This window comes from Mycobacterium sp. (assembly GCF_049683935.1).
Lineage (GTDB): Bacteria > Actinomycetota > Actinomycetes > Mycobacteriales > Mycobacteriaceae > Mycobacterium.
Map to the genome: position 1 here is coordinate 1 of NZ_JBAUJR010000421.1, position 16521 is coordinate 16521.

14 protein-coding genes and 1 pseudogene are annotated in these 16521 nt (G+C 68.2%); 4 read left to right on the forward strand and 11 right to left on the reverse strand.

Annotation, left to right across the window (positions count from 1 at the left end; genetic code table 11):
* A partial coding sequence (locus WA965_RS23710; RefSeq protein WP_526448136.1) for an acyl-CoA dehydrogenase family protein occupies positions 1–377 on the forward strand: 377 nt, incomplete at its 5' end.
* Between the two features lie 27 nt (positions 378–404).
* On the opposite strand, the gene WA965_RS23715 is transcribed toward WA965_RS23710, so the two are convergent.
* The 4 genes and pseudogenes from WA965_RS23715 to WA965_RS23730 all read right to left on the reverse strand — a co-directional run bounded on the left by WA965_RS23715 (position 405) and on the right by WA965_RS23730 (position 4719).
* Entirely contained in the window at positions 405–2330 is a 1926-nt protein-coding gene (locus WA965_RS23715; protein WP_526448137.1) for a thiamine pyrophosphate-binding protein, read from the reverse strand.
* Entirely contained in the window at positions 2327–3736 is a 1410-nt protein-coding gene (locus WA965_RS23720; protein ID WP_526298569.1) for an FMN-binding glutamate synthase family protein, read from the reverse strand. Before WA965_RS23720 ends, WA965_RS23715 begins: the two co-directional genes overlap by 4 nt.
* A gap of 41 nt (positions 3737–3777) precedes the next feature.
* Positions 3778–3951 (reverse strand): annotated as a pseudogene (locus WA965_RS23725) (Rieske (2Fe-2S) protein); the annotation flags it as partial.
* A 63-nt stretch (positions 3952–4014) separates the two neighbouring features.
* Positions 4015–4719: a sigma-70 family RNA polymerase sigma factor gene (locus tag WA965_RS23730; RefSeq protein WP_526298567.1), complete on the reverse strand. Its 705-nt coding sequence runs from the start codon at positions 4717–4719 to the stop codon at positions 4015–4017.
* Between the two features lie 196 nt (positions 4720–4915).
* On the opposite strand from WA965_RS23730, the gene WA965_RS23735 reads away from it, so the two are divergent.
* Both WA965_RS23735 and WA965_RS23740 read left to right on the forward strand, forming a co-directional pair.
* Positions 4916–5863: a GlxA family transcriptional regulator gene (locus tag WA965_RS23735; protein WP_526298565.1), complete on the forward strand. Its 948-nt coding sequence runs from the start codon at positions 4916–4918 to the stop codon at positions 5861–5863.
* A 130-nt stretch (positions 5864–5993) separates the two neighbouring features.
* Positions 5994–6428 carry a Rid family hydrolase gene (locus WA965_RS23740; protein ID WP_526298563.1) on the forward strand — a complete coding sequence of 145 codons (435 nt, stop codon included), beginning with the start codon at positions 5994–5996 and terminating at the stop codon, positions 6426–6428.
* A 139-nt stretch (positions 6429–6567) separates the two neighbouring features.
* On the opposite strand, the gene WA965_RS23745 is transcribed toward WA965_RS23740, so the two are convergent.
* The gene (locus WA965_RS23745; RefSeq protein ID WP_526298561.1) at positions 6568–7455 is read right to left on the reverse strand and encodes a universal stress protein; all 888 of its coding nucleotides are present in this window, start codon (positions 7453–7455) and stop codon (positions 6568–6570) included.
* Positions 7456–7692: 237 nt separating this feature from the next.
* On the opposite strand from WA965_RS23745, the gene idi reads away from it, so the two are divergent.
* A complete protein-coding gene (gene idi, locus WA965_RS23750) occupies positions 7693–8253 on the forward strand; it encodes an isopentenyl-diphosphate Delta-isomerase (protein WP_526298559.1) in 561 nt (186 codons plus the stop codon).
* Here idi and WA965_RS23755 read toward each other — a convergent pair.
* The 6 genes from WA965_RS23755 to WA965_RS23780 all read right to left on the reverse strand — a co-directional run.
* Positions 8235–9236: a DUF5914 domain-containing protein gene (locus tag WA965_RS23755; RefSeq protein WP_526298557.1), complete on the reverse strand. Its 1002-nt coding sequence runs from the start codon at positions 9234–9236 to the stop codon at positions 8235–8237. The two genes, idi and WA965_RS23755, sit on opposite strands and share 19 nt — an antisense overlap.
* Positions 9237–9244: 8 nt before the next feature.
* On the reverse strand, positions 9245–10777 hold the full coding sequence (locus WA965_RS23760) for an FAD-dependent oxidoreductase (protein ID WP_526298555.1): 1533 nt from the start codon (positions 10775–10777) through the stop codon (positions 9245–9247).
* A 3-nt stretch (positions 10778–10780) separates the two neighbouring features.
* Positions 10781–11725: a phytoene/squalene synthase family protein gene (locus WA965_RS23765; RefSeq protein ID WP_526298553.1), complete on the reverse strand. Its 945-nt coding sequence runs from the start codon at positions 11723–11725 to the stop codon at positions 10781–10783.
* Positions 11722–13227 (reverse strand): phytoene desaturase family protein, encoded by a 1506-nt coding sequence (crtI, locus tag WA965_RS23770; protein ID WP_526298551.1) that lies wholly within the window; start codon positions 13225–13227, stop codon positions 11722–11724. Before crtI ends, WA965_RS23765 begins: the two co-directional genes overlap by 4 nt.
* A complete protein-coding gene (locus WA965_RS23775; RefSeq protein ID WP_526298670.1) occupies positions 13227–14276 on the reverse strand; it encodes a polyprenyl synthetase family protein in 1050 nt (349 codons plus the stop codon). Before WA965_RS23775 ends, crtI begins: the two co-directional genes overlap by 1 nt.
* 289 nt (positions 14277–14565) lie before the next feature.
* A partial coding sequence (locus WA965_RS23780) for an MMPL family transporter (RefSeq protein WP_526448138.1) occupies positions 14566–16521 on the reverse strand: 1956 nt, incomplete at its 5' end.

The following is a 16521-nucleotide window of genomic DNA, read 5'->3' on the forward strand; positions in this document are numbered from 1 at the left end:
AGGTGCTCTCCGACACCGTCGAGTACTGCAAGCAACGGCAGCAGTTCGGACAGCCCATCGGCAGCTTCCAGGTGCTCCAGCACCGCATGGTGGACATGTACATGGAGGTCGAACAGGCTGCCGCGGCAGCACTTCTGGCGACTCTGCACCTCGAGGCCGATGACACGACCCGGGCGCGCGCCGTGTCGGCGGCCAAGGCGACGGTCGGACGGGCCGCGCAGTTCGTCGGCCAGCAGGCGGTGCAACTCCACGGCGGCATGGGGATGACCGAGGAACTCGCGATCGGGCACTATTTCAAAAGGCTGACGGCCCTGCAGTTCGAGTTCGGGTCGACCGACCACCACATCACGCGGTACGCGGAACTCACCGCGCGCTGAACTGGCGCCCCGCAACCCGACTGCTGCTCAGAGCAATTCGGCGTCCGCCTTGACGTGCAATAGTGCGGGTCCGTCGGTGGCGAAGAGCTCCCGCATCGCGTCGTCGAGTTCATCGGCGCGACTTACAGAGATGCCGGCCGCCCCGCACAACCCGGCGTAAGCGGCGAAGTCCGGGTTCACGAGCGAGGTCTGCCAGACCGGGAATTGCCCGGCAAGCTGTTCCTTGCTGATTTTGCCGAGGACGCCATTGTCGAGCAGCACGTGCTTGACGGCGATGCCGTACTTGACGGCGGTGGTGAGCTCGGCGAGGTATTGCCCGAAGCCACCATCGCCGGTCACCGCGACGACCGGGCGGCTGGGATCGGCGGTCCAAGCACCCATGGCTGCTGGAAATCCGAATCCGATCGAACCGAGGTAGCCCGACATCAACACCGGCTGTCCGCTGCTCTCGAAGTACCGGCCGAAGGAGTAGGCGTTGTTCCCGACGTCGACGGCGATCACGGCATCAGCGGGGCAATGCGTCGTCAGTGCGGCAAATACCGCGGCGCTGGATACCCCGCGGCCCCGGTCGTCGGCGGCGCGGCGCGCTTTTTCCGCACGCCAGATCGTCCAACGGGCGGCGACGTCGGCCCGCTGATCCTGCGACGTCACCTCGCCGAACGTGTCGCGCATCGTGCGCAACACGACGGCTGCATCTCCGAGCACCTCGTGAGCGACTGGGTGGAAACGACCGATCGCCGAGGGGACATCGTCGACCTGGACGATCGTCTTGTAGGGGGCGATGCCGGTGTGGTTGGAGAACGATGCGCCCACCACGAGCAACAGGTCGGATTCGTTCATCAACCACGACGCCACCGGAGTGCCTGAGCGGCCGAGCACGCCGGCGCCAAGCGGGTGCGTGTCGGGCAGCAAGCCCTTCGCGCGGAACGTCGTGAGCACGGGGGCACCGAGATGCTCAGCCAGCTCGCGGAGTTCGACGGCGGCGTCCTTCGCTCCGTGGCCGGCGATGATCACCGGTCGGTGCGCCGCTTGCAGAGCAGCGGCGGCGCCACGCATCGACGTCGGCGGCGGGGCGAAGGCCAGGTCGGCACGCCGCCCCGACGGGGTGGCAGCACGCTGATCGGAGGCGAGATCCTGCACTTCATCGGGCAGCACCAGGTGCGCCACCCCCCGTCCGTCGAGCGCGTGCTTGACCGCAGTCGCGGCGAGCTCAGCGTGGTCTGAGCCGGCGTGCACGGTGACCGTCGACAGCGTGACGTCGCGGAATACGGCCGATAGGTCGAGGTCCTGAAACGCGCCCCGCCCCAACACCTTCGACGGCACCTGACCGGAGATCGCTATCACCGGGGATCCGTCGAGTTTGGCGTCGTAAAGGCCGGTCAGCAGGTTGGTCGAGCCCGGACCGGCGATGGCGAAGCACACCGCCGGGCGGCCGGTCAGCTTTCCGTACGCCGAGGCCGCGAACGCCGCAGCCCCCTCATGGCGGATGCCGATGTACCGCAGCACACCGCGCTGCTCGGCTGCGCGCAACGCGTCGGCGAATCCGAGGTTGGAGTGTCCGACCATGCCGAACACCGTGTCGACGCCCCACGCCACCAGGGTCTCGACCAGCACGTCGGACACGCTGCGGGGCCGCGCGACGACGTCGGTCAATGCGACGTAGGTGCCGTCGGCCCGTTCCTCCACGTCGTAGGCAGTCACGGCGTCGCTGAAGCCTTCCGGCGGTGCTCCGGTGATCGGGTCGTAGTCATAACCGTGCCACGGGCAGCGGAGCAGGCCGTTCTCGATCGACCCGTCACCGAGGGGCCCGCCCTGATGGGGACACTGGTTGCTCAGCGCACCGACCCGTCCGTTGCAGCGGGTGAGCGCGAGCGCCCGACCGTCGACCACAGCGCTGTGCACCCTGCCCTCGGCGGGCAGGTCGTCCAGTCGGTGCCAGGTGATGCCGGTCATCGGGTGCTCCCCGCCCACTGCACGCCGGCAAGCTCTGCGACGTCGCGCTTCCAGCTGGTCAGGTCGGCGGCGGTGAAGTCCGACAGCGAATCGTGTCCGCAGGCGCGGGCGAGGACCACCATCAACTCGGTGACCGCGCCCAGGTACCGGGAGAGTTGTTCGGCGGCGCGTTGCACGGGCAGCCGGGCACCCAGATGCGGTTTCTGTGTCGCGATGCCGACCGGGCAGTTGTCGGTGTGGCACGCCCGCATCCCCACACAACCGATGGCCTGCAGGGCGACGTTGGAGACCGCGACCGCGTCGGCGCCGAGCGCAAGCGCCTTGACCATGTCGGTCGCTCGGCGGAGCCCGCCGGTCGCGATCAGCGTGACGTCGCGAGCGCCGGAGGTGTCGAGGTGTCGACGAGCGCGGGGCAGCGCGGCCAGGGTGGGGACACTGATCGTGTCGCGCAAGACGGTCGGAGCCGCGCCGGTGCCGCCGCCGCGGCCATCGAGGATCACGTAGTCGACGCCGAGTTCCAGCGCCGCATCGAGATCTGCCTCGATGTGCTGCGCCGACATCTTCACCCCGACCGGGATGCCACCCGAACGTTCCCGGATCCGATCGACGAGGGCCTTCGCGTCGAGCAGCGTCATCCAGTCGACGAACCGCGCCGGTGAGATGGCGGCGGTGCCCTCGGGTAGGCCCCGAACCGCGGCGATTCTCCCGGTGACCTTGTTTCCGGGGAGGTGCCCGCCCGTGCCGGTCTTCGCGCCCTGCCCCAACTTCAGGTGCAGGGCCTGCACCGTATCCAGGACCGCCTCATCCCAGCCGAACAGGCCCGATGCGAGTTCGTACAGGTAGCGCGAGCTCTCGGCTTTCTCCTCCGGCAGCATCCCACCCTCCCCCGAGCAGATCGCCGTGCCCGCCGCTTCCGCGCCGCGGCCCAGAGCGATCTTGGCTTGCGCCGACAGCGCACCGAAGCTCATGTCGGACACGAACACTGGGATTGCCAAGCGCAGCGGCCGGGCGGCGGCCGGGCCGATGGTCACCGCGGTGTCGACCGGCTCATCGTCCAGCTTCGGAAAGCGGTGCAGCTGGGCGGTGAGCACCTGGAGATCGTCCCACTGCGGGAGCTGATCGCGCGGCACTCCCATCGCCGCGACCGCTCCATCCGGTCCGGACAACCCCACCGCGGCCATGGTGTGGATCTCGGTGACGTAGGGCTCCTCGACGGTGTCCTGATGCGGATCGTCGAACAACCTGTCGTAGACGGTGGCAGCCGCCGGACCCGGACGGGTCGACTGATAGTCGACCAAGTCGTCTTTGGTGATGCACACCTGTCCATCGACCACGGTGCTGAGGAAGGCGTGAAGCCACTTTGCCGGGTTGTAACCCGAAATGCCGGTGTCGAGGCGAAGCTCCACCCGTGTAGTCCGCAGATCAGGTCCTCGCCCTCCACGCGACCATCGACCAACAGCGCACCGCGGTGCGGGCAGCGGCCCTCGAAGACATGCACCTCCCCGGCCCGACGGACGATGACGAGATCGACGCCATCGACCTCGGCGGAGGCGGGGACGTCGTCCACCAGGTCATCGATCTGGGCAATCGGCACGTGCACTGTCGCTATGGGATTCGCCATCTTCCGCCTTGCTCGTAGTTCGGTCTTCGGGCTGGTTTGTAACGCCGGTGCGACGTGTTGTCGCTACCCCGTTTTCTGCTGAACCCGGAAGTACCCGCGGTCAGCGGCGAGGGCAGCCAACAGGACGCGCAGCTGGGATCGGCCCCGGTGGATTCGTGACATGACGGTGCCCAGCGGCGTGGACATGATGTCGCTGATCTCCTTGTAGGCAAGGCCCTCGACATCGGCGTAGTACACCGCCATCCGGAACTTGAGGGGCAAGGCATCCAGTGCGTTCCTGATGTCCTCGTCGGGCATCGACTCCAACACCTCTACCTCCGCGGAGCGCAGCGCTCGCGGTGAACGCTCTGCGTCGGCTGCCAGCCGCCGGTCGGAGATCGTGTCGATCGGCAGCTCGGTGGGCCGGCGCATCCGCTTGCGGTAACCATTGATGTGGGCATTGGCCTGGATGCGGAAGAGCCACCCTTTGAGATTGGTCCCTTGCTGAAAAGTCCGAAAACCCTTGTACGCCCGCACCATGGTCTCCTGCACCAGGTCTTCGGCGTCAGCGCGCTGCAGGGTCAACCTCATGGCCCCTCCGAACAGCGTGTCCATGAGCGGGATCACGTCGCGCGCGAAACGCGCCGCCAGGTCGGCGCCGGTGTCCTCCGGGATCGGGGCGGGGCGGCCACTGATCTGCAGAGGTACATCGGGTCCGAGATCGACGTCGTCCGTCGACGCCACGGCGGGGTCGCTCGGAGTGATCCCGCTGACGGGATTGGTGGCCATGCGCGTCTCTCTCCTTGGAATGTGTCGACCCGGAAGGCCGTGACTGTGAAGCTGACCCGCTACCGCCCACGGTGCAGCCATGAACAGCTTCTTTGCTGCATGACGAGATGTGTTATCAAGTTTGGGAGTCGCGCGGTCCGGTTACCAGATCGGGTTGTGCCGTTCTCGGCAAGGATCGTGCCAGGAGGTGGTCGGAGTGGCCCGAGCCAGACAGAAGGCGGCGCTGCTGGTGTTGCCGCGGGTGATCGCCATGGATTTCAGCATCGCCGCGCACGTGCTGGGCGGGCATCCGGGCTTCGAGCTGCTGGTGACCGGGCACGCCGGACATGCGGGCCCGGAGGATGGCGTCTCGATCGTGCCGTCGCAACCGCTGGCCGTGGTGGATGACGCGGACGTGGTGGTGGTCCCGGGATTCGGCGATCCGCACGTGCCGCCGCCGGATGTCTACCTGGACGCGATCGCCAAGGCCGCGCGGCGGGGCGCCACCGTGGTCGGTATCTGCACCGGGTCGTTCGCGCTGGCGGCCAGCGGTATCACGGACGGCCGCAAGGTGACGACGCATTGGCAGTTCACCGGGCAGCTCAGAGAGCTGTATCCGGGTACAACGGTCGTCGAGGATGTGCTGTACCTCGAGGACGGCAACCTGCTGACGTCCGCGGGGGCCGGAGCGGGGATCGATGTGGGCCTGCACCTGATCCGCAACACGTTCGGTGTCGGGTCCGAGCTCGCGGTGAGCAGGGAGCTGGTAGCGCAGCCGACTCGTCCCGGACAGCAGCCGCAGTACGTCGACGTGCTCAGCCCGCCCAGCGCCGACCTGGCCGAGACGCGGAACTGGGCGCTGCAGCGCCTGGAGCAGTCGCTCACCGTGGATCAGCTGGCCCGCCACGCGACGATGTCGCGGCGCACCTTCATCCGCCGGTTCGGCGAGGAGACCGGAATGCCGCCCGTGCGCTGGCTCACCCTGCAGCGGGTGCTGGTCGCCCGGCGGCTCCTCGAGACCTCGGATTGGTCCGTCGAACGGATCGCCGCGGCCTCCGGCCTGGGCACCGCTGCCAACCTCCGCATCAGCTTTCGCCGGGAGACCGGCTTGCTGCCCAGCGACTACCGTCGCAGGCACCGCCGGGCGTCCGACGTGACGGGCTGACGACCGCACCCGACGCGCCCCGACCACCCTTGGCACGATTCTTGCCAATAACGGCACTGCCCGATCTGGCCGTCCGAGCGCACCGGCTCTTAGCGTGAGAACACATCTCAACGGGATATAGGAGCACGTCATGACAACGGAACAGGTCGAGAGCTGGGGCGTCCCGTGGGAGCAGGCATTCGGATACGTCCAGGCGGTCAAGCACGGCAACACAATCCATCTGGCCGGTCAGTTCTCCCACGACGACACCGGGCTCGTCGCCCCGGCCCCCGTGGACGAGCACGGTCAGGTCACCGACTACAGCACGATGGCCGAGCAGATGCGCACGGCCTACGCGAACGCAACCGAGCTGCTTGCCCGATTCGGCGCCACGCTCGACGACGTCGTCGAGGAGGTGGTCTACGTGTTGGACATGGACAGCGCGTTCGCCGCTGCCGGTCCCGTGCGAAAAGCAGCCTTCGGCGTGGAGCTGCCGCAGGTGGCGAGCACCATCCTGGTCACGCCACGGCTCGCGCTGCCCGGCCAGCTCGTGGAGATCAGCTTCACGGTCAAGCTGAAGGCGTAGGCGGTGGCTGATACCGACCGTGCCGTGTTCGACCGCCGGTGAGATCGTCAGGACGAGGTGAGACTCGGGCTGAACCGCGGCGACGACCTGCCTCCCCACGTCGCCGCCGCGGTACGTCAGGGTCGGCTACGGCGTGCGGTCACGACCGCCTGGCGACGATCACCGGTATCCGGACAGATTGCACGACCTGCGAGCCCACCGAGCCGAGCAGCATTCCGGCGAAACCGCCGCGACCGTGACTGCCCACTACCAGTAACTGTGCCTGTTCGGCCTCCTCGAGGAGCCTGCGGCCCGGCTGGTCACGATGCACCGAGCGGCGCACGGTCACGTCGGGATAGCGCTCCCGCCAGCCTGCCAGCCGCTCGGCCAGCAGCAGTTCCTCCTCGGGTTCGATCTCGTTCCAACCCGAGCCGGGAAGCGCGTAGCCGGCGTCGCTCCAGGTGTGTACGGCAACCAGGTCGACCCCGCGGCGTGACGCCTCGTCGAAGGCGATCGCGGTGGCGTGCTCGGAGGCAGGAGAACCGTCGACGCCCACGACCACGGGGGCCTGCGCCGGGTGTGGGATCAGCGGATCCTCATCGTGGATGACGGCCACTGGGCAGTGAGAGTGCTGGACCAGGCCGATGCTGACCGACCCGAGCAGCCGCCGTTCCCACTTTCCCAGTCCGCGACTGCCGACGACGATCATGTCGGCGTCCTTCGTCAGGTCCGCCAGCGCCGGGATGGGTTGCCCGGAGATCACCTTCTCCTCGACGCGGATCTCGCCGGCTTCCCCGATCGTGGCGTGCACGACAGCCTGTGCGTCAGAAAGAATCTCGCGGGCGGCCGCCTGTTCGTCCTCGATGAAGCCGGCCGGCAGCGGGACCTGGATCCAGGCCTGCACGGCTGCCCCCGGCAGCACGTGCACGAGCGTCAGCGGAACATGACGCATCGCCGCATTCCTGGCTGCCCAGTCGATGGCTACTCGCGACGCCGGCGAGCCGTCGACTCCGACGAGGATGCCGAGCGGTGCTGGTGGGGTGGACATCGGTACGCCTCCTCCCGGACAGCGACGGTGCCGTCCGATAGCTCAACGCTATCGCCGTCAGGAGCCTGCGTCAGGGGGCCACGGTCACCTCGGCGAAGGGCCGAAAGGCCTCCGCCATCGGCTATCGCCGCCAAAATCGGGGAACCGACCGATCCGGCCCGGTGTCTGCAACGAATCGATGATCGGCACGTGCTGACGATGCCGCTCTGTCCGTCCCAGTGCTATCCGGAGGTGTACATGAACTCCGTCCAGACTCAGGAGCTGGTGGTTCTCCTCGACGACGCGGGCCGCCGCATCGGTGCGGCGCCCAAGTCGGAGGTGCATCACGGCGCGACGCCGCTGCACCTGGCGTTCTCCTGTTATCTGTTCGACGACACCGGCCGGGTGCTGCTCACACGGCGTGCGCTGGCCAAGCGTGCCTTCCCCGGCATCTGGACCAACTCCTTCTGCGGCCATCCGGGTCCCGATGAATCGATGCCGGGCGCGGTCACCCGCCGGGCTCACGAGGAGCTCGGGGTGGACGTCGCGGAACTGGCCTGTGTTCTTCCCGATTTCCGGTACCGCGCGGTTGATGCCGGCGGCGTCGTGGAGAACGAGATCTGCCCGGTCTTCTGTGCCCGGGCAGCCGGGCCGGTGGCCGTCGACCCCGACGAGATCATGGACACCGCGTGGGTGGAGTGGGAACAGCTGTGTACCGCCGTGCAGTTGCCGTGGGCGATCAGCCCGTGGGCCATCGCGCAGGTCCCGCTGCTCGACGGTGCGGGCATCGGGCGACGGAATCAGGACCTCAGCTCGTAGAGACGCTCGGCGTAGACCAGATCGTCGCGCCACAGTCGGGTCGCCGCGATCCCCATCAATGATCTGATCGCGGGAGCTACCAGCATCGCCTTGTCGAAATGGCGTCGATCCGAGTGCGCGATGGTGGCCTCCACGACGGCGGTCCTGGGTAGGCCGTCCCGCCCCGGGCCCAGCGGCGTGGCGTGGGTCTCCGCCACGCTTCCCTGGCCCTCGCCGTCGATGATGCGCATGACGACGGTGCGTGGGCCCGGCGTGGTGAACTCGGCGATGACCGGTACCCCCAGCCTGCCCACGCGGAAGGTCACGGCGACGACGAAGCGATCCGATTCTTCGGGGAGATCCGCATCGGCAGCCGGCGCACTGAGCACCTCGAGCCGGGTGAACGAGTACGGATGGAACCAGGCGCCGTGCCATGGATCCAGCCGGTTGGCGACGACATCACGAGGCTCACAGACACCTTCGACACGTGTGACAGCTGCCAGCCGGGGGGCCGGCGGCCGGGCGGGGATGATCGGCGCCTCGGTGGGCGTCTCTCCGCCGACGGCGTCGAGTCGCACCCAGCACAACACGCCGTCGTCGTAGGACGGGAAGGGTCGCCACTTACCGTGACGCTGGCCGGAAAGTCGCAGACCGTGCCACGGACACACCAGGGTTCCGCATTCCACCGGCGCGGTTGCCAGGTCCGCGCCCAGATGCGGACACGCCCGTGGCGCCACCCGCAACCCTCCGTCGGCCGCGCGCCAGGCCACCAGTGGCACCCCGCCGACGGTGGTGCCCCGGGCCTTGGCGGCGATCTGCGAGCTGGCCGCGAAGGGGAACCAGTTACCACTCGGCCGGCGCTGCGCGCGGGAGAGCGCCGCCCCGATCAGCGTCGGATTGGCGTCGGCGTAGGTGGGCGCCTGCGCCGACCAGTCCAACGGTGCAAGTGTCTGGAACGGCCACGCCTTGGCCGCCCTCTCGCGGAGATCCGCCAACTTGCTCATCGACCTACTCATCGAGGCCGGCCTCCTCCCTGCGCCGCCAGTTTGCGCAGCAGCGCCGATCGACCGTGATTGGGGACCGTGTGCAGGACATGGCCTGCCAGCCCGAAGCTCTCGAGAAGGCGGTTGGCGGCAACCCATCCCGTGGTCGCCGCACGCTCCATCAGGGCCACCGGGACATCGATCCGAATACCGTCCCCTGCCAACATCACTCGCGATTCCGGCGTCTGCACGCCGGGCCGCCGGGCGAAGTCGCCCGGTGCGAGGCTGGGACAGTCCTGCCGACTCAGCAACTTCTCGCCGACGATGGCCGCGGCCACGGTTTCGGGATAGAGCTCGTGCATGCGCTCCACCAGCGCATCCCGCACCCGGTCGTCGGGTTCGGTGACCGAGTACGCATGCAGTTCCACCACCGAACCGCCGGTTTTTGCCGCCCACAGGGCGGCTTCACGTTCGTAGCGCTCCAGCACGCTGACATTGTCGAGCGGCGGACGGCCGCCAGTGCCCATGAACGGTGCACGATCGGACCGCACCGGGCGATCCAGCCACAACCGCAACACGACAAAGGGCGGCGCATTGTCGAGCTCGGCCACCCGGGCCCGCCAGTCGTCGTCGCCGATACCGGGCGAGGCGGCGACGATTTGGCGCAGTCCCGCGACGTCGGTGGCAAGCACCACCGCGTCTGCGGCGTACGTGGTGCCGTCCTTGCACGTCACGTGAACGTCCGAGTCCAGCGCCAGGCTCTCGACAGGTTGCCCGGTGTGGAATCGCACCCCGTGGGACTCCAGATAGTCCCGCAACGGATTCCACAGTGCCACATCGAAGTTGGCGTTCGCGACGTCGAAGAGCAGACCTTCGCTGGAGCCGAGGAAATAGATGTGGAACATCGTGACCAGTTCGGCCGCCGACAGTTTCTCCGGTAGCGCGAAGAAACTGCGGGCGAACACCTCGAACGCGAGATGCTGCGCCGCATCAGGGAAATTGATGTCGCGCAGGAACGTCCCGGCGTCGATGTCATCGAGTTCGTGATACGTCTCCGGCACCGACACCGTCGCCAACGGCGCTGCGGCCCTGGCGTCGAGGCGAACCATGTCGCGCAGCCGGAACGTCGGACTTCGCAATGCGAACACCAGTGCATTGAGCAGCGGCGTGCGCGGCAATCCGCGGAACGTGTCCAGACGGCCCGTGCCGTCGACCAACGGGTAGTCGTCGACCGGGGTCAGGGCGCTCAGGTGCGGATCCGCCCGGCGCAGCAACGACCTCAGGTTGTAGTACTGCCGGAAGAAAGCGTGGAAGCCACGGTTCATCGCCGTGGACGTCCCGTCGGCGAGGGTCTCGGTCCATCCGCTGACCCGTCCGCCGAGGTGGTCCCCCGCTTCGACGACGTCGACGCTGACGCCGCGCTCGCTGAGCCCGGTGGCCGCGGCGAGTCCGGCGATGCCCGCGCCGACGACGACGACCCGCGGCACCCGGTCGAGCGACGCGGCGTCAGGGTGTCCCGGGTGGGCCGGCAGCGTCTGACGCAGTGGATCCGTCCGATCCACGCTTCAGCTACTCCCTTGCCGTAACCGGGCGCTCCACGACCGCACGAGACCGCTGCCGGCAACGGCGAGTCGACGGCCCTTACCGACGGTGGCGCGCTGACCGAAGATCTCGAAGTCGATCTCCTCGATCCGCGCCAGGATCTCTGAGTACAGCGTCAACGCGGCCGCGACGCAGGGGCGGGACTGCGGCGCCAGTTCGGCGATACCCGGCTCTGCCTCGGCGTAGATCTGACGCGCCGCAGCGTGCTGATCCATCAGGGCGCGACGCACCCGCGGCTCGATGCGCCTGTTGTCCTGACACCACTTCAGAAGCTCACGGTCGACCCCGTGGGCGGCGAGTTCATCGGCGGGCAGGTACACCCTGCCGCGGGTGAGATCCTCGTCGACGTCCCTGATGAAGTTGGTGAGCTGGAAGGCCTTTCCGAGCGCTGCCGCGTGCGGCGCGGCGTCTTCCCGCGGTCCGACGGTGCCCAGTATCGGCAGCAGCTGCAGCCCGATCACCTCTGCCGATCCGTACATGTACCGGTCCAGCGCCGCACGGTCCGGATAGTCGGTGACCGTCAGGTCCATCCGCATCGACGTGAGGAAGTCGTCGAACAGATTCCAGCCGATGTCGTACTTGCGCGCCGTGTGCACCACCGCGGTCAGCGTGGGGTCGTCGTCGCACGGCTGGTTCTCGACCAGGGCGTTGAACAGCCGGGTGGACAGTGTCTGTAGTTGGTCGGCACGCAGCTCACTTCCCCGGCCGTCGAAATCGTCCAGAATGTCGTCGGCACGCCGGGCGAACCCGTACAGCGCGTGCACCGCAGGACGCTGTTTGGGTGCCAGCAGCCGGGTCGCCAGAAAGAAGGTCTTGCCGTAGCGCGCGTTGATCTTCTTGCACTCGCGGAATGCCGCACGCAGTTTCGGGTCCTGAAGACCGGCTGCATCGAGCTCGGATCCAATCATCGGTGAACCTCACGTTCAGGATGGCGAATAGACACTCCGGTGACGCGGTCGGCGGCCAGCTTGCCGGACAACACCGCGGTGGGCACACCCACTCCGGGCACCGTCGAGGACCCGGCCAGAACCACGTTGTCCACGCCGCGCACGGTGTTGGCCGGCCGGAACGGCCCGGTCTGGGCGAAGGTGTGCGCCAACGCGAATGGCGTGCCCGCGGCCATGCCCTGACGCCCCCAGTCGGCGGGGGTCACCACGTGCAGCACCTCGAGGTCGTCACCGAGTTGAGGCAGCCGCGCGGAGACCGCGCCGAGCATGTCGTCGACATAGGCCGACCCGGCCACATCCCAATCAACCTGTCCCACATCGGTATTGGGCGCGGGCGCCAACACGTAGAGCAGATCGCGGCCTGGCGGCGCCAGGGTCGGGTCGCTGGCCGTGGGTCTGGTCACCAGCAGCGACGGATCGCCCATGACCCGTCCGCGGTTGATGATGTCGTCGAAGGTCTGCTTCCAGGCGTCGCCGAAAACGATGGTGTGGTGCCCGATGTCGTCACCCATGGCCGGACATCCGACATGGGCCACCACTGCGGACGGCGCCGGCCGGAGCTTCAGCAGTCGGCGGGGTGTGCGACCGAGCAACCGGTATGTGTCGGGAAGCTCGGTGGTGAGCACGACGGAGTCGGCGGGAATCCGCATGCCGGTCTGCGTGCGCACCGCGGTGACCCGCGAGCCGCTCCACTCGAGATCGGAAACCTTGGAGTCGTAGACGAATTCGACGCCTGCGGCGGCAGCGGCGCCAGCCATCGCGTCGGGAAGCGCCCGCATACCGCCGCGCGGGAAGTACACCCCGGCGATGGTGTCCATGTAGGCGATGACCGCGTACACGGCCAGCGCGCTCTGCGGCGGCACCCCGGCGTAGAGCGCCTGGAAGGTGAACACCCGCAGCAGTCGCTCGTCGGACAGGAACTTGCGGATCACCTTCTCCCAGCGCCTGAAGCCGCCGAGGGCGAGCAGTCGGGCCAGTTGCGGTGTCAGCAGCGACAGCGGTGAGTCGAAGTTGGCGCCGATGAACCCGTCGAACTCGGTCTCGTAGAGCTTGGTGAGCCAGGCGCGCATGCGCAGGTACTCCTCGGCCTCCCCACGGCCGGAGAAACGTTCCACCTCGGCGTACATCGCGTCGGGTTCGGTGTGCACCGCCAGGGAGCTACCGTCGGCGAACATCGCCTGGTAAGCCGGGTGCACCGGCAGCAGTTCGAGGCGGTCGGTCAGTTTCTCACCGACCGCGGCCATCGCCTCGTCGATGATCGAAGGCATGGTCAGCACCGTCGGACCGGTATCGATGCGATAGCCGGAGATGTCCGCACGTCCGACGCGGCCGCCGGGCACCGAACCGCGTTCGACGACGGTGACCTGGCGTCCGCGCCCGGCCAGGTACAGCGCCGCGGACAGACCGGACAGTCCCGCACCGACGACGACGACCCGGTCGGTCTTTCCTTCGATGGTGCGCATCACGCGGCCCTTTCGGTACAGATGACGGCCATGTCCTCGAGTGCTGAACGGGCCGCTTCGGGAAGTTCGACCGAGTCGAGATTTGCCAGCGCACGGGTCAGACGCTGGTCGATGAGCTGCTCGATCCATTGGACCGCACCGCTGGCAGAGATCAGAGTCCGCCACCGCTCGGCGTCGGCCGGGTTGAGGTCGGGGGTGCTCATCAGTTCGGAGAGCTGGCGACGCAACCCGGCGTCGGCGAGCTGGTGCGCGGCGACGATGACGCTGGTCGCCTTCTGGGCCGCCAGGTCGGTGCCGACCGACTTGCCGGTCAAGGTGGTCGACCCGAACACACCGAGCAGGTCGTCGCGCAACTGAAAGGCCTCACCGATGGCCGCGCCGTACCCGCCGAGGGCGTCGATCACCTCATCCGGACAGCCCGACATCGCCGCCCCGATCTCCAGCGGCCGGCGCACGGTGTAGTTGCCGGACTTCCGCCTCAGCACATCGAGCACCTCGTCGAGTGTCGGGAAGGTGTGCGCGTCGTTCACCAGGTCGGCGAACTGGCCCACGGCCAGCTCGATGCGCATGTCGTCGTACCGGGGCCAGACTCGCGCGAGAGCGTCGGCGCCGACGCCGCTCTCGCGGAGCATCTTTCCGGCCCACACCAGGCACAGATCGCCGAGTAGCACCGCCGCCGACTCGCCGAAACGGGCTGAGGCACCCGTCAGCGCGCGGTCGCGGTGCCAGGTGCTGAACATCACGTGCGCGGCCGGGCGACCCCGGCGTAACGCCGATTCGTCCATGACGTCATCCTGCATCAGAGCGAAGGCGTGGAACAGCTCGAGGCTCGCCGATGCGCGCAGCGCCGAATCGTCTTGTCCCGCACCGCACAGCCAGCCCAGGTACATGAACGTCGACCGCACACATTTACCGCCGTCGACAAAGCCCGACAACACCTCGTTCGCGACGCCGACGCGTGCTGCGCCCAGGTCGGTGCGGCACTCTCCGGCCACGAAGTCGGTGAGATGGGCCCGCACCGCGACTCGGATCTCGTCGCGCCAGTGCACCGGCCCCCCGGTGACGGCGTGCCCTCGGTGCCTGTGGAGATGTCGGCGCGGCGGGACCAGCGCGCGCGTCCCGCCCTCGCCCCCGCTCAACAACGTGACCTCGCGCACAGCGCTGCGCTGATATTCAGAAGTGGTCGATCTGGCATGTTCGGCAACTCGGCGTTCCCCATTCACACAATCGGCCCGGCGCTGGAAAGCAACACCGGGCCCGCTCCGATGCGGGCCTGGCGTATGTCCATCATTCGGAGCCGTACCCAGTTTGGTTGGGTTGACGACAAAGAAAATTGCGTCATCGCTTTGACCAGTGCTTTCCCCGGGAAGGGGCGACCTCCTGGATGCCGATACGGTAGTGCAGCGTCACCAGTGGCGTCGGGGCCCACCAGTTCCACCGGCCGAGAATGCGCATGAAGGCCGGCACCAGAATCAGCCGGACCAGGGTGGCGTCGACCAGAATCGCCAGCGTCAGGCCGACGCCGAACATCCGCATGAAGGAGACCTGCGCGGCGATCAGCGCCGCGAACGAGATCGACATGATCAGGGCGGCGGCCGTGATGACCCGGCCGGTGCGGGCCAGCCCCAGGGCCACGCTGTCGTCGATGTCGGCGCGGGTGCGCTCGCTGGCCAGCCAGTACTCACGGATGCGGGCGAGCAGGAAGACCTCGTAGTCCATCGACAGTCCGAACGCGATACAGAACAACAGGACGGGCATGGTCGCGACCAGCGTGCCCGTGGGGGTGGTCCCGAAGGCCCCCAGGTGACCGTCCTGGAAGATCCACACCAGCGCTCCGAACGCGGCGGTCAACGAAAGGACGTTCAGGACAAGCGCTTTGATCGGCATGACCACGCTGCCGGTCAGCAGGAACAGCAGCACGAACGTGACCACCGCGATCACGCCGAGCACCAGCGGTACCCGTGAGGTGATCGCCGCGACGCTGTCGCGGTTGATCTGGGCCATGCCCGTGAACTCGACGGCGCGGTCCCCCGGCGTGGGCACCCCGTGCAGCCGGTCGAGTTGCTCCTCGGATGCCGGCGAGAACAGCGGGGCGCTGCTGCTGACGGTCAGGAAGGCGCTGCCGTCGGAGATCCCCGCGGGGGCCGCCGGCGGGCCGACCTTCGTACCTCCGGCGAAGGTGCCGGTAGGCGCGCTGACCGGCCCGACATCAGCCACCGTGGACAGTCGAGCGGCGTACTGCTCGACGTCGGGTTCGGTCAGACCCCGAGCGTCGGGAATCACCACGGTCACCGCGGTCGCGGAGTCGTCGGCGAAGCCCTCGCGCATCCGGTCGCCGACCTGGTGCGACGAGGCGGTTGCCGGGAGCACCCGATCGTCGGGGAAACCCCACTCGATGCCCAGGAACGGCAGGCCGGCGACGATCAGGACCGCCGAGCCGGCAAGGCCGACGGGCACCGCCCGCCGCATCACCGCGGTCGCCCACCGGTACCAGAACAGTTGCCGCACCGGGGTGGGCGTCGGCTCACCGCGGCCACGTCCACGACGGATGCCGCGGCGCACGTCGAAGGCGTCGAGGCGGGCGCCGAGCAGCACGATCGCGGCCGGGGTGACCACCAGCGCGGCCACCGCGCACAACGCGACGGTGGCGATGCCGGCGTAGGCGAACGACTTGAGGAAATACATCGGGAAAAGGACCATCGCGGCCAACGACAACGCCACTGTCGTCGCCGAGAAGATCACGGTGCGCCCGGCAGTGCGCATCGTGACGGTCAACGCCTCCTCGAGTTCGGCGCCGGAGGCGATCTCCTCGCGGTAGCGGCTGATGATCAGCAGCGTGTAGTCGATGGCCAGGGCCAGGCCCAGCGCAGTAGACAGGTTCAGCGCAAAGATCGAGACGTCGGTGGCCAGCGAGATCAGCCGCAGGATCGCCAGAGAGCCGATTATCGCCACAGCACCAACGGCCACCGGCAGTGCCGCGGCGAGCAGCCCGCCGAAGACCCAGACCAGCACGGCGAAGCTGAGTGGGATCGCGATCGCCTCCATCACCAGCACGTCGCGCGCGGTCTGCGAGTTGATCTGCGCGAAAACCATAGCCGCACCGCCCGCCTGCACCGTGACATCGCGATGCCGGCTCTGGATTTTCGCGACCACCGAGTCGGCAAGGGCCTGTGCCCGCTGCGGCGCCTCCTTCTCTCCCCCGGAGATCCCGGCGACGATCAGTCCGGAAGCGCCGTCGACGCTGATCAGTCCGCCCGCGGCCGGCGGTGGCGCCGTCCATGCCGACACCACGCC

Bases quoted from the DNA above. Each gene is read 5' to 3' on its own strand.
- WA965_RS23755 (WP_526298557.1), bottom strand. From the start codon at position 9,236: ATGAGCAAGTTGGCGGATCTCCGCGAGAGGGCGGCCAAGGCGTGGCCG.
- WA965_RS23740 (WP_526298563.1), top strand. From the start codon at position 5,994: ATGACAACGGAACAGGTCGAGAGCTGGGGCGTCCCGTGGGAGCAGGCA.
- crtI (WP_526298551.1), bottom strand. From the start codon at position 13,227: ATGCGCACCATCGAAGGAAAGACCGACCGGGTCGTCGTCGTCGGTGCG.
- WA965_RS23745 (WP_526298561.1), bottom strand. From the start codon at position 7,455: ATGTCCACCCCACCAGCACCGCTCGGCATCCTCGTCGGAGTCGACGGC.
- WA965_RS23715 (WP_526448137.1), bottom strand. From the start codon at position 2,330: ATGACCGGCATCACCTGGCACCGACTGGACGACCTGCCCGCCGAGGGC.
- WA965_RS23765 (WP_526298553.1), bottom strand. From the start codon at position 11,725: ATGATTGGATCCGAGCTCGATGCAGCCGGTCTTCAGGACCCGAAACTG.
- WA965_RS23730 (WP_526298567.1), bottom strand. From the start codon at position 4,719: ATGGCCACCAATCCCGTCAGCGGGATCACTCCGAGCGACCCCGCCGTG.
- idi (WP_526298559.1), top strand. From the start codon at position 7,693: ATGAACTCCGTCCAGACTCAGGAGCTGGTGGTTCTCCTCGACGACGCG.